Origin of the sequence: Gluconobacter sp. P1C6_b (assembly GCF_018811945.1) — a bacterium.
Lineage (GTDB): Bacteria > Pseudomonadota > Alphaproteobacteria > Acetobacterales > Acetobacteraceae > Gluconobacter.
Genome location: NZ_JACRVU010000008.1, coordinates 45405 through 57594 on the forward strand (window position 1 = coordinate 45405; position 12190 = coordinate 57594).

The window sequence follows — 12190 nt, forward strand, 5'->3', positions numbered from 1 at the left end:
ACCAGACCTGTCGGAGCCCTGAACCATGCATGACCTGAAAGCCCTGCGCGCCGATCCGGCCGCTTTTGACGCTGCTCTCGCACGTCGGGGCCTGTCACCCGTGGGACAGCAGCTTGTCAGTGACGATGAGGAACGTCGCGCCGCACTCGCTGCGCTTCAGGAAGCACAGGGTGCCCGCAAGGCGCTGGCCAAGGAAATCGGCCTGCTCAAGCGCCAGAAGCTCGATACCGCCGAGATCGAAGCGAAAGCCGTCGCCCTGCGTGACCAGATTGCCGGTCTGGAAGAGCGTGCCAACACGATCCAGACCCGCATCGACGACGTGCTGAAATCCCTGCCGAACCGCCTCGATGCCTCCGTGCCGGATGGAAAGAGCGAGGACGAGAACGTCGTCGTCCATGTCCGTGGCGAGAAGCGCGAATTTGCTTTTGAGGCGAAACAGCATTTCGAACTTGGCGAAGCTCTGGGTCTGATGGACTTTCCGACCGCCGCCAAGCTGTCGGGCACACGCTTCGTCGTTTTGCGTGGCGAACTCGCCCGTCTGGAACGCGCGCTTGGCCAGTTCATGCTCGACACCCACACGACTGAGTTCGGCTACAGCGAAACCAGCGTGCCGCTTCTGGTAAACGATGATGCGATGTACGGCACCGACAAGCTGCCCAAATTCGCCGAGGACTCGTTCCGGACCGATGACGGCCGCTGGCTGATCCCGACCGCCGAGGTCCCGCTGACGGCCTCGGTCATGGGGGACATTCTCCCGGCTGACGCCCTGCCGATCCGTATGACCGCGCTGTCCCAGTGCTTCCGCTCCGAAGCCGGTTCGGCCGGGCGCGACGTGCGCGGCATGCTGCGCCAGCACCAGTTCACCAAATGCGAACTGGTTTCCGTCGTGAAGCCCGAAGACAGCGACGCCGAGCATGAGCGCATGACGCAGGCCGCCGAGACGGTTCTGGAGCGTCTGGGCATCACCTTTCGCCGGATGCTGCTCTGCGCGGGCGATACGGGTTTCGGTGCGGCCAAGACGTTCGATCTGGAGGCCTGGCTTCCGGGGCAGAAGGCCTGGCGCGAAATTTCTTCGTGCTCGAATACGCGCGATTTTCAGGCACGTCGCATGAATGCGCGCTATCGTGCCGAGAATGGACCGGCCTTCGTCAATACGCTGAACGGATCCGGTCTCGCTGTCGGTCGAACGATGATCGCTGTTATGGAGACATATCAGAACGAAGATGGCAGCATCGATATTCCAGAGGTTCTGCGTCCTTACATGGGCGGGCTGAACCGCATCGGCTGAGGACTTTCAGGTATGATCACGATCCGTCGTTTCGCGTTGGCTCTTCTGGCCGCAGGCTCCATTCTCGCCTCATGCCCCGCCGAGGCGGACAGCATGCGCACCCTGCACGGTGAGGCGCTGTACCGTGAACGCATGGCCCTGCCGCCGGGCGCTGTCCTGAGCGTCTGGATCGAAGATACGGGTGCCACGCATGGCGCGCCTCTGGTCATGGCCGAGCAGCGCGAAGAGATCCATCGTGGCGTGCCTATCCCCTATACATTGACCTACCCGGCTCTGCCCCCGGGAGGACATTACGTTCTGAATGCCGAAATCACGGTCGAGGGACGCAGACTCTTTGCCACGCCGGACGGCGGCACGCCTCTGGATCATCCCCGGCTCCTGCTGCGGCATGTGGCGGGAACGGCCATCCGCGCGCCTTACGGGGCATGGCGGATTCAGAGCGTAGGCAGCCTTCATTTTGACAATACCGCCGAAGCGCCTGGCCTGACGCTGCAACAGGACGGCACGGTTTACGGGACGGATGGCTGCAACCGCCTGATGGGGCATTTTACCCTCTCGGGACAGACGCTTCATTTCCTGCCGCTTGCCATGACCCGGAAGGCCTGCTCGCCGGCCCTGATGGCCCAGGAGCAGCAGATCGGAGCTTTCCTGCCGAGCGTGACCTCATGGTCGCGTGACAGCGACAGTCATCTTGTGTTGCATGGAAGCGGTTCCGTTGGCACGATGGTCCTTGTCCCGCAGGATGCCCAGTAGGTCTGCCCACAGCCAGTCCAGGTCTGATTTCAAAAAAACTTTTGATACTTCACGATTTTTTGGAGGGGCAGGGGGGTATTGCACCTCTTCCCCTGAAAACGGAAACGGGACTAGTGTCATCCGGCTTTCTCCATATTCCAGATGGGGGAGCAGAAAGATCTTCTTCCGTGTCATTGCGGGAGTCCTCTGACCGGCAGAGGTTTTTTGTCGCATGGCGTGGCGCGCTATTGCTATCAGGCCGGAGGCTTGGGAATGAAAACAACGATCCAGCTTGGGCTGGGACAGAAATGGACGGCATCGGCCACTGCAAAGCAGGGTGCAGGTGAGGTCAGGGAGATCATGACTCTTGGGGCCGGCCGGGTGGGTTTCCGGGTGGAAAACCAGTCGCTGGCTCTGACGCAGGTCTCCGAGGCGGCCTACAGGGCATGGATCAGAGAGACGGAGGCCGTATTGACCAGAGACGCCATCCCAGCGGCGCAGCTTTCCCCGGGGCTGGAACTCGGGCGTCGCATCCGGCTTCTTCGGGAGATGGCGGGACTGAGCCAGCAGCAGCTTGCGGACAAAGTCGGGATCTCGCGCTCGGCCGTGGCATTCTGGGAAACGGGCCGTTCGGGGCATGTCGGCAAGCATCTGGGCAGTCTCGCGCAGGTGCTGGGTGTTGAACCGGAAGTGCTGCTGACAGGAATGGCCTACAAGGCCATTCAGGCGACGCTCACCCCTGACGAAAATACGATGCTCACGCTCTACCGGCAGCTTGATCCTCTTATCAAGCTTCAGGCCCAGAAATGGATCGAGCGCCGCGTGCGCAACAAAACAGGCGAAGAACAGGGCACAAAGCCTGCCATTCAGCCTAAAAGAGCCTGATCTCCCGGCCTGACAGATGTCAGGCCGGTCTGCGTTTTATGACAGTCGCTTGCGCGGCCCCCCCGGCCGCCGGTTTCCTTTCGCCGGGAAACTGCGGCCCCCCGGCTTTTTGGGGCCGGAAAAACCCGCCCTGTTGCCCGGTCTGTCGTTATGGCCGCCGCGGCCAGGGCGGCTACCGATGCGCTGCTGCTTCTGGCTCTCGCGCATCCGGCTCTGGGTCCGCAGGACCTGTTCAATCCAGTCATTGAGAATGGACGTGTTGATTTCCGCGTCCTGACGGGCCGGATAGGCGTCCGGGAAGCGCAATGCCAGCCACCGCCAGGCCACCAGCCGCTTGTGACGCTTCTCAGCCCGCTCCAGCTCTTCGCGCCCCGCCTGTTCCGGATGCGGCAGACGCCCCGTACCCGGCGGTGGCACCGAACGCCCGGCCGCATGATCGGCCGCCCACTGGACAAGGCGCTGGATTCCGTTGTCCCGCTCGTCGATCGGGCACATGGCGTAGGTCCAGCGGGTCGAAAGATCGAGGTTTTCAACGCCTTCCAGGGCGGCCGCGATTTCCAGCGCCTGTTCCATATCGGCCAGACGGTAATTCGGATCATCCGCCCGTAGAACGGCGTGTTTGATGCGGGTCAGGACACCGTAAAGACTGTCACTGCCGATCTCTTCGGCGACGGCCCGGACGATGTCCGAATCCGGCTGCACGAGAGGACGCAGTTCCTTGATCTCTTCAGGCGGAGCGCTCAGCATTTTCCGCACAAAGGTCGGGCTGCCAGCACCAGCGAGAACGCAGACCAGTCCGCTTTCATGCTTGCCGTAACGTCCCGCGCGGCCGCCGATCTGCTTGACTTCCTGCGAGACCAGATCGCGCGTCTGTCGCCCGTCGAACTTGCGCAGTGCACTGAACACGACGCGGCGGATGGAGAGGTTCAGCCCCATGCCGATGGCGTCCGTTGCGATCAGGATATCGGCCTCGCCACTGTTAAAGCGGGCGGCTTCGGCACGACGGACTTCCGGGCTCAGGGCTCCGTAAACCACGGCCACGCGACGCCCACGCGCCATAAGCTCGGCACGCAGATCCAGCACTTCGCGGCGGGAGAAGGCGATGACGGCATCGCTGGGCTTGAGTTCATCAAGATGCAGCGTCTCACCCGCCTTGAGCGGGCTTTTGCGTTCGAGATGGATCTCGTCCACCGGATCGTCGCAGAGTTCGGCAATGCGCTTGACCAGCGGAATACAGTCCGGCGCGCCGAGAATGAACACATGCCGGGCCGGGACACCCATGATGGCAGCCGTCCAGGCAGCGCCCCGGTCCGGATCGGCGAGCATCTGGGCTTCGTCGATGATCGCCACATCCACCGGATTATGGAACGGACACATCTCCACCGTCGCCGCCAGATGGCGCGCACCCGGCATCTCGATCCGCTCTTCACCCGTGGACAGCGACGCGGGCACACCGCGTGAGAGCAGGGACTCGCGGAATTCATGCGCCAGAAGACGCAGGGGCGCCAGCGCCAGACCGCTCTCGGCATTCGCCAGCGCATTGAGCGCCGTATAGGATTTGCCGGAGTTCGTCGGACCCGTCACCAGCGTGATGCGGCGCTTCAGCGCACGCGCCGTGCGGAAATGCCCGGCAAACCGGTCCAGCGCGGCCACGCGGGCAATGGCGGCGTTGCCGGCCTTGTTGCCCAGATCCAGAACTTCCGGCCGGTCCCTGGTTCCGCTGCGCCACTGCGGCAGGAAGGTCCGGAGGCGCTTGAGTTCCGAAGGATCAAAGAAGAACAGTTCGATCCCGTCCGGCCGTGTCTCGCGACGGGCGACAGGAATCCGGTTTTCGGCAATCCAGCGCAGGGCTTCGCGGCGCGAACAGTGCAGGACATTCGGCAGCTCATCGAAGCTGACCAGCCCTTCCTCCCACTGACGCAGCCGCTCAAGCTCACGGGCCCTGCGTTCTTCCGCACGGGCCTGAATGTCGGCCTGTTCACGGGCACGGCGTTCTTCGGCAATCCGCAGATCGTCCTCGAAGCCGAGATCAACGCTGCCGAATGCAGCCGCGATGCTCTGGGACAGTTTTTCAAGCTGGCCGCTCGACAGGATCACACCCGTATCGGCCAGATCGGCGCGGACGTCTTCCAGCACGGCACGCGGGGAGTCGCCCATTTCCTGCCAGCGCGTCATCAGGACATCGTCGAGCGTCCGGCGCAGGGCTGGCATGTCGGCACGCGGATCGTGGATGCGGGCCGCGGCTTCCTGCGTATCCGGCTTGCCGACCCAGACCTCGCCGGCCCTGCGGCACACATTCATGAGCTGGGACGCCCAGGTCTTGCGGCGCACGATGCACAGCGCCTCGATCAGTCCGTCATGGGAAAGGGTCGCCTCCGGCCCTTCAAGCCTGCGCGCAACCTGCCGCAGCAGGGCAGGGCGCTCGCGCGGCGTAATGTCGAGCGGGGCCCCGAATTCGGCCTCGGCCCGTTGAAGGGCGCGTTCGGCCGGGGAAAAAGAGTCGGAAAGAGTGGCGTCCGGCATGGAGTCGTCTGTCATAAGAGTCTTGTGCGTCATTCCGGCATGCGCTTCAACGCGCATGGGTTTCCCGAGCGGCAACGATTGGGCTAAAAGACCCGACCATTATCAGGTCCGTGACCTGTTATCCGTTCCGAACCGGAGACAGAACCAGACATGTCCACCCCGACTTTTGCCGCCCCGACTCCGACCATCGACGAGCCCCTGACCGGCCTGGTGCCGTTCGAAGGCCATCCGAAGCAGTACCGCCTTGCTGAGCCCAGCAAGGAATATGCGCATCTGTATCCCGCGAAGGTCCTGACGGTCCATCACTGGACGGACCGCCTGTTCAGCTTCACCACGACGCGCGATCCCGGCCTGCGTTTCGAAAACGGCCAGTTCGCGATGATCGGCATTGAGGTCGAGGGCAAGCCGCTCCTGCGCGCCTATTCGATCGCGTCCGCCAATTATGAAGACCACATGGAGTTCCTCTCCATCGCTGTTCCCGATGGCCCGCTGACCTCGCGTCTGCGTCATGTGAAGGTGGGCGATACGGTCCTGATCGGCCGCAAGCCGGTTGGCACGCTGCTGCTCGACAACCTCAAGCCGGGCCGTAACCTGTACTTCCTGTCCACGGGTACGGGTCTGGCGCCGTTCATGAGCCTCATCAAGGATCCCGAGGCTTACGAGCGCTATGAGAACGTGATCCTCAGCCACACCGTCCGTATTTCGGGCGAGCTGGCCTATGAGAACCACATCCGCCACGAGCTGCCGGAGCACGAGTTCCTGGGTGAGTTCGTCAAGGACAAGCTGCGCTACTACCCGGCCGTGACGCGCGAAGACTATGCCGTGACCGATCGCATCACCAAGCTGATCGAGACAGGCAAGATCTTTGAGGATCTGGGCATCGACAAGCTCGATCCCGAGCATGACCGCGTCATGATCTGCGGTTCGCCGGAAATGCTGGCCGACACCGAAGCCCTTCTCGAACGTATGGGTTTCGTGGAAGGCAATATGAGCCATCAGGGTTCGTATGTCGTTGAAAAGGCCTTTGCCGAGCGCTGAGGTCTCAAGAGGCACGAAAGGCCGGGATGATGCAGGATTTTGATCTGTTCATTATTGGTGCCGGTTCGGGCGGGGTGCGCTGCGCGCGCATTGCCGCCCAGAACGGAGCGCGCGTCGCGATTGCGGAGCGCCGTCACTGGGGCGGAACCTGCGTCAATCTCGGCTGCGTACCCAAGAAACTGATGGTCTATGCGGCCGAGTATGGCCGCGAGATCGCCGATGCCCCGTCCTATGGCTGGGACGTCAAACCAGTCGCGCATGACTGGTCCACGCTGATCAGCGCCAAGGATCGCGAAATCGAGCGCCTGAACCGCATCTATGTTTCGATGCTGGAAAAGGCCGGGGTGACGCTGTTTACGGGTGATGCCAGCTTCGTGGACGCCCATACGGTCGAAATCGGCCCGTCTGAGCTGGCGCCGGATGCATCCGTCCAGCGTGTCCGGGCGAAGAACATCGTCATCGCCACGGGCTCCACGCCCACGCGCCTGAACATTCCCGGCGCCGAACATGCCATCGTCTCGGACGATGCCTTCCATCTGGCTGAGCGCCCCGAGCGCGTCGCCGTGATCGGCAGCGGCTATATCGGTATCGAATTTGCCGGTATTTTTGCCGGGCTTGGTTCGAAGGTCGATCTGGTTTTCCGCCAGCAGCTTCCCCTGCGCGGCTTTGACCATGAAATGCGCGCCCATCTGTCCGAACTGCTGCCGCTGAACGGCATCAAGGCGCATCCCGGCCGTTCCCCGGAGCGGATTGAGAAGGTTGTGGACGGTTATCGCCTGTATCTTGAGGGCGGCGACATCATCGAGACGGACTGCGTGTTCCTGGCGACGGGCCGTCATCCCAATCTGGCGCCGCTGAAGCTCGGCAATGCAGGCGTTGCCACATGGGACGGACGTATTCCGGCCAAGCCTGAGGATGCGACCACCAACGTGCCCGGCATCTATGCCATTGGGGACGTGACGGACACCTACAACCTCACGCCTACCGCCATTGCCGAAGGTCATATCCTGGCCGAGCGCCTGTTTGGCGAGCCGGGCCGCGAATGGTCCTTCGCCACGACGCCCAAGGCCGTGTTCTTTTCCCAGCCGCTCGCTACCGTCGGCCTGAGCGAAGAAGAGGCCGTGCAGAGCCACGACGTGGACATCTACACGTCCAGCTTCACGCCGATGCGCCAGACGCTCTCGGGCCGCAAGGGCAAGACCCTGATGAAGCTGGTCGTGGATGCGCAGAGCAAAATCGTGCTCGGTGCGCACATGATCGGTCCTGATGCTCCCGAGATCATTCAGGGCCTCGCCATTGCAATCACGGCAAAGCTGACCAAGCGGGATTTCGATCGCACGATCGGCCTGCACCCCACCAGTGCCGAGGAATTCGTGACCATGCGGAGCCTCACACGTCACGTCCCCCGAAAAGCAGGCTGAACCATCATGGCGGCGCGTAACGGTCTCACGGAGGCCCCGCAGTCGGGCCGTCACACATTTTCTGAAGGGCAGCACCGGACATGAAGTTTGGCTGGCTGTTTGCCCCGTCCATTACCTCCGTCATGTTCGCTCTCCGCACCACGATCGCAGCACTTCTGGCGCTGGCGATCGCGTTGTGGATGGAGCTCGGTGAGCCGCAATGGGCCGCCATGACCGTCTGGATCGTCGCCCAGAACTCCCGGGGCGAAAGTATTTCCAAAGGCCGCTGGCGTCTCGTTGGCACGGTGATCGGGATGGTGATGGCCATCGTGCTCATGGCAGCCTTTCCGCAGTATCCCTGGCTGTTCCTTCCGGCACTCGCGCTCTGGGTCGGGCTGTGCGCTGGCCTTGCGACCCTGACGCACAACTTCCGCGGCTATGCCCTCGTGCTGGCCGGATATACCTGCACCATCATTGCGCTGGGTGCGGTCAAGGAGCCCGATCACGTCTTCAACGTCGCGATGGCGCGCGGCACCTATATTTTTCTTGGCGTGATCTGCGAAACGGCGATGGGCATGATTGCCCTGCCCAATGTCGCAGGCCGCGCACGCGAGGAACTTCGCAAGCGTCTTCAGGGTATTCTGACCCGGGCCATTCCTGCCCTGACGGCCGTGCTCCGCCAGCAGCCGGGCGCTACGGACGACCTGTCCACCCTGCTGGGTTCGCTTCAGGCTTCCAGCGACCAGATCGAGTTCAGCCGCATCGAGATCCGCAGCGAGGGCAACGAGGTCGAGCATGCCTATGTCACGCTCGGACTTGTGGCGCGCGTCCTGTCGCGCGGGCTGGGTCTGCGGACCCGCATGACGTCCGTCACGCATCAGCCCGAAGCCCTGCGGCCTTTCCTTGAAGATATGGCCACGGCTCTGGACGGCCTGCCGGAGCGCCTTCTCACGGATCGTCGTGGCATCGCGGCCCTCGTCCAGACCGAAGCTCTTCTTGCCGAATGCCGGGGCCGCATGCAGACGATCCTGCCCCGTGACGATGAGGACTCCCTGAACGAAGGGATCATTCTCACCGGCGTGGAAGTCATGCTTTCGGATCTGTGCGAGACGCTGCGTTCCTATCGTGCCAGCGTGGATGGTGCTCCGGTGTCCGAACGCCATCGCCTGACCCGTAATCCGGACTGGCGCGCCTCGATGCGCAATGGCGTGCGGACGACTGTGGCCCTGCTGTTCGGCGCTTATGTCTGGGAAGTCACGGCCTGGCCACAGGGTGGCGTGTTCCTGACCTTCATCGCCGTGGTCTGCGCGCGTTTTGCCACCTTCGAGAATACCGTCCTGCTGAGTGCGGCTTTCTTCTACGGTGCGGTCTTCGCTGCTCTGGCGAGCGTTATTCCGGTGTTCATCGTCATGCCGGTGACAGCCAATTATCCGTTCTTCTGCCTTGTGGCAGGCTTCTTCATGATGCTGGGCGGGCTGGCGTCCCGCAATCCGTCCACTGCCGTCATGGCAGCGTCCTACGGTACGTTCTTTCCGTTCCTGCTGGGTATGGACAACCAGGGACGCATCAACGAACTCGGCTGGTTCAACACCACCATTGCGCTCCTGCTGGGACTCGGTGCAGGTGTGGTGATTTTCCGTGCCGTGCTGCCCTTCACTCCGGCCCGTGCGGGCGAGGTCCTGCGCTATCAGCTCAAGCGCAGCCTGCGACGGCTGGCGCTGCCCGGTGTGGTCATGGACGAATATGTCTGGATCAACGAGGGCACACAGAGCATGGAGCGCGCCGTGCGATTTGCTGGCTCCCTGTCCAGTGACCGGGCGGAAGCCATGCTGCGCGGGACACTGTCCGTTCTGACCGTCGGACGAAACGTGCTGATGCTGCGAAAGCTCGCCCAGCATGGAAGCCTGCCGGATACGGCGGTGACGGCGGTGGATGGGCTGGTCCGAAACCTGCTGCGTCGCAAGCTGCCTCTGACCCATACGACCGCCACGATCGACCCGACCCTGGACGAACTCTATGCGCTTGAGCGTCAGTCACAGGACCCTTCGATCCGGCATGATCTGGTTCTGGCCATCGGCTCCCTGCTGATTGTACGCACCGAGATGCCGGTCAGCAGGGCCTTTCTCAAGGGTGCGTTCTGACGGCCGTCAGGGTGTGGCGAGGAACCGCAGCAGGTCTTCGTTCACCCGTTCGGCGTGCGTCATGAACAGCCCATGCGGGGCGCCGTCATAGGAAATCCAGGTTGATCCCGGGATGGCGGCCGCAGCCTTTTCGCCCGCGATCCCTGCCGGGACGGCAGAGTCGGCCGTGCCATGGATCACCAGTGTCGGGATGGTAAAGGCCTGAAGATCAGGACGGAAATCCGTTGTCCCCCACGCATCCACGCAGTCCAGCGTCGCCATCGGACTCGCCATGGAGGCCAGCAGGAACGACCAGTCCAGCACACCCTGGCTGACCGGATGATGCATCAGGCTGACACCGTAGAAATCGGGAATGAAATCCTTCAGGAAGCCGAAGCGGTCCTGACGAATCTTCTGCTTGATCCCGTCGAAGACGGAAATGTCCACGCCCTTGGGATTGTCGGAGGTTTTGAGCAGGAAGGGCACGACGGAGGCCAGCAGCACCGTCTTGGAAATGCGTGAGCGGCCATGGCGGCTCAGATAGCGTGCGACTTCGCCGCCGCCCATGGAGAACCCGACCAGTGTTGCATCCCACAGATCAAGCTGTTCAAGGATGACGGCCAGATCGTCGGCCAGCGTGTCGTAGTCATAGCAGTTGATCGGATGGCCGGACTGGCCAAATCCGCGACGGTCATAGGTAATGACGCGGTAGCCCGCTTCGACGAGGGCAAGCGTCTGCTTTTCCCACATGTCCCCGGTGAGAGGCCATCCGTGGATCAGGACGACAGGCTTGCCAGCCCCCATGTCCTTGACGTGAAGGCTCGTTCCATCAGTAGCGGTGATATACGGCATGGTTCTGATCCTCGAAGGCATTCATACGAGGACCAGAACTTGCTGCCGGGAATTTGGTTGCGTCTTACCAGCCGTTTCCGCGCGGGGCTGTCCAGCCATTGCCGGATGCATCACCAAGCTGTCCGGACTGCGTGTTGTTGCTGCCCTGATAGGACGAACCGAACTTGGACAGGTTCGCACCCGTCACGGAATCGCGCTCCACACCGGCTTCATGGTCCGGATCGGGACCATGCTCGAAATCGGTGGAGGGTGTGTCGGAATAACCCGGCGGCGGCTTGCGATGACCGCGGGCACGGAAATGCTCACCGCCAGTCGTGGCCTGGGACTGGGCATCGCTCTGACCTGGCTGCGTCGGAAGCGTCGTGCCGGCCGCGTAGGGCTGACCGAAGGATGCGGTCTGGGCCTGTGCCGCCCCTCCCAGCAGAGCGGTCGCCAGCAGGGCGTGGCAGAAGAAACGGGAAGAGGACAACATGTGATCCGGTCCTTGGCCGATCATGACAACAAGGCTGCCTTCCGGAGGAAACGCGACGTCAGGCTCTGACATCCCCGGCAAGGCGGCATATCAGTCTATAATCGGCCCGCTTTCCCCCGTGTTCAAGACTTCTTTTCCTCTGGAACCGTTTCAGAGCCGCCCCATATCAGAAGACATGACGATAGTAGTGCGGGTTTTTCCGGTTCGGGGCGGTGACTGATGGATGATCTTCTGACGTCCGTCCGTCCGCGAACCCTTCTGGCCGAGGGGGCCGTGTGGCTGCCCGGCTTTGCCCTGTCCGAAGCGCACGCGCTCCATCAGGCCATTGCGCAGGTCTCGGCACAGGCGGCTTTCCGCCATTTCCGCACCCGTATGGGCCAGATGTCGGCTGCAATGACATCGTGTGGCGCCTGTGGCTGGGTCGCCGATCCGTCCGGCTACCGCTATTCCCGAACCGATCCGCAGACCGGGCAGCCCTGGCCTGCCATGCCAGACGCACTTCGTCACCTTGCGGTCCGCGCAGCGACTGAATCGGGATATGAGGGCTTCGACCCGTCCTCCTGCCTCATCAACCGCTATGGACCGGGTGCGAAAATGGGTCTGCATCAGGACAGGGATGAGGGGATGCCAGAGGCTCCGGTTGTGTCGGTTTCTCTTGGCGTACCTGCCCGTTTTTCGTTCGGTGGCTCACGCCGGAGCGACCCGAAACGCGTCGTCGAGCTGCTCGACGGCGATGTGGTGGTGTGGGGTGGGGTATCGCGTTTTGCGTGGCATGGGGTTTCGTCCATCCGCGAAACATTCCATCAGCAGACAGGTGCCATGCGATACAATCTGACGTTTCGCGCTATCAACGCCGCGCTTTTTCGGCCATAACCAGCGC

At 62.6% G+C, this 12190-nt stretch carries 10 protein-coding genes; 7 read left to right on the plus strand and 3 right to left on the minus strand.

Features of this window, described 5'->3' with window-relative positions:
• The first annotated feature begins 25 nt into the window (after positions 1–25).
• The 3 genes from serS (at position 26) to KP701_RS07655 (ending at position 2905) form a co-directional block, all read left to right on the plus strand.
• Complete coding sequence (gene serS, locus KP701_RS07645; protein WP_215746609.1) at positions 26–1288, plus strand: serine--tRNA ligase; 1263 nt, start codon at positions 26–28, stop codon at positions 1286–1288.
• 12 nt (positions 1289–1300) lie between these two features.
• Positions 1301–2041 carry an META domain-containing protein gene (locus tag KP701_RS07650; protein ID WP_215746611.1) on the plus strand — a complete coding sequence of 247 codons (741 nt, stop codon included), beginning with the start codon at positions 1301–1303 and terminating at the stop codon, positions 2039–2041.
• A gap of 252 nt (positions 2042–2293) precedes the next feature.
• Positions 2294–2905 carry a helix-turn-helix domain-containing protein gene (locus tag KP701_RS07655; protein WP_215746612.1) on the plus strand — a complete coding sequence of 204 codons (612 nt, stop codon included), beginning with the start codon at positions 2294–2296 and terminating at the stop codon, positions 2903–2905.
• A gap of 36 nt (positions 2906–2941) precedes the next feature.
• Here the strand turns inward: KP701_RS07655 and KP701_RS07660 are convergent, their stop codons facing one another.
• On the minus strand, positions 2942–5443 hold the full coding sequence (locus KP701_RS07660; RefSeq protein ID WP_215746712.1) for a helicase-related protein: 2502 nt from the start codon (positions 5441–5443) through the stop codon (positions 2942–2944).
• 135 nt (positions 5444–5578) lie between these two features.
• Here KP701_RS07660 and KP701_RS07665 point away from each other — a divergent pair, with 135 nt between their 5' ends.
• The 3 genes from KP701_RS07665 (at position 5579) to KP701_RS07675 (ending at position 10007) form a co-directional block, all read left to right on the plus strand.
• Entirely contained in the window at positions 5579–6466 is an 888-nt protein-coding gene (locus KP701_RS07665) for a ferredoxin--NADP reductase (RefSeq protein WP_062456300.1), read from the plus strand.
• 26 nt (positions 6467–6492) lie between these two features.
• Entirely contained in the window at positions 6493–7887 is a 1395-nt protein-coding gene (gene gorA / locus KP701_RS07670) for a glutathione-disulfide reductase (RefSeq protein ID WP_215746613.1), read from the plus strand.
• Between the two features lie 80 nt (positions 7888–7967).
• A complete protein-coding gene (locus tag KP701_RS07675) occupies positions 7968–10007 on the plus strand; it encodes an FUSC family protein (RefSeq protein WP_215746614.1) in 2040 nt (679 codons plus the stop codon).
• Positions 10008–10013: 6 nt separating this feature from the next.
• On the opposite strand, the gene KP701_RS07680 is transcribed toward KP701_RS07675, so the two are convergent.
• The gene (locus KP701_RS07680) at positions 10014–10838 is read right to left on the minus strand and encodes an alpha/beta fold hydrolase (RefSeq protein WP_215746615.1); all 825 of its coding nucleotides are present in this window, start codon (positions 10836–10838) and stop codon (positions 10014–10016) included.
• A gap of 64 nt (positions 10839–10902) precedes the next feature.
• Entirely contained in the window at positions 10903–11310 is a 408-nt protein-coding gene (locus KP701_RS07685) for a hypothetical protein (RefSeq protein WP_215746616.1), read from the minus strand.
• 219 nt (positions 11311–11529) lie between these two features.
• Between KP701_RS07685 and alkB the strand changes: the two genes are divergently transcribed.
• Positions 11530–12183 carry a DNA oxidative demethylase AlkB gene (alkB, locus tag KP701_RS07690; RefSeq protein ID WP_215746618.1) on the plus strand — a complete coding sequence of 218 codons (654 nt, stop codon included), beginning with the start codon at positions 11530–11532 and terminating at the stop codon, positions 12181–12183.
• Positions 12184–12190: the final 7 nt, after the last annotated feature.

Excerpts from the sequence above, each read along its gene's own strand:
- KP701_RS07675 (WP_215746614.1), top strand. The coding sequence starts at position 7,968 with ATGAAGTTTGGCTGGCTGTTTGCCCCGTCCATTACCTCCGTCATGTTC.
- KP701_RS07665 (WP_062456300.1), top strand. The coding sequence starts at position 5,579 with ATGTCCACCCCGACTTTTGCCGCCCCGACTCCGACCATCGACGAGCCC.
- gorA (WP_215746613.1), top strand. The coding sequence starts at position 6,493 with ATGATGCAGGATTTTGATCTGTTCATTATTGGTGCCGGTTCGGGCGGG.
- KP701_RS07680 (WP_215746615.1), bottom strand. The coding sequence starts at position 10,838 with ATGCCGTATATCACCGCTACTGATGGAACGAGCCTTCACGTCAAGGAC.
- alkB (WP_215746618.1), top strand. The coding sequence starts at position 11,530 with ATGGATGATCTTCTGACGTCCGTCCGTCCGCGAACCCTTCTGGCCGAG.
- serS (WP_215746609.1), top strand. The coding sequence starts at position 26 with ATGCATGACCTGAAAGCCCTGCGCGCCGATCCGGCCGCTTTTGACGCT.
- KP701_RS07655 (WP_215746612.1), top strand. The coding sequence starts at position 2,294 with ATGAAAACAACGATCCAGCTTGGGCTGGGACAGAAATGGACGGCATCG.
- KP701_RS07685 (WP_215746616.1), bottom strand. The coding sequence starts at position 11,310 with ATGTTGTCCTCTTCCCGTTTCTTCTGCCACGCCCTGCTGGCGACCGCT.
- KP701_RS07660 (WP_215746712.1), bottom strand. The coding sequence starts at position 5,443 with ATGACAGACGACTCCATGCCGGACGCCACTCTTTCCGACTCTTTTTCC.
- KP701_RS07650 (WP_215746611.1), top strand. The coding sequence starts at position 1,301 with ATGATCACGATCCGTCGTTTCGCGTTGGCTCTTCTGGCCGCAGGCTCC.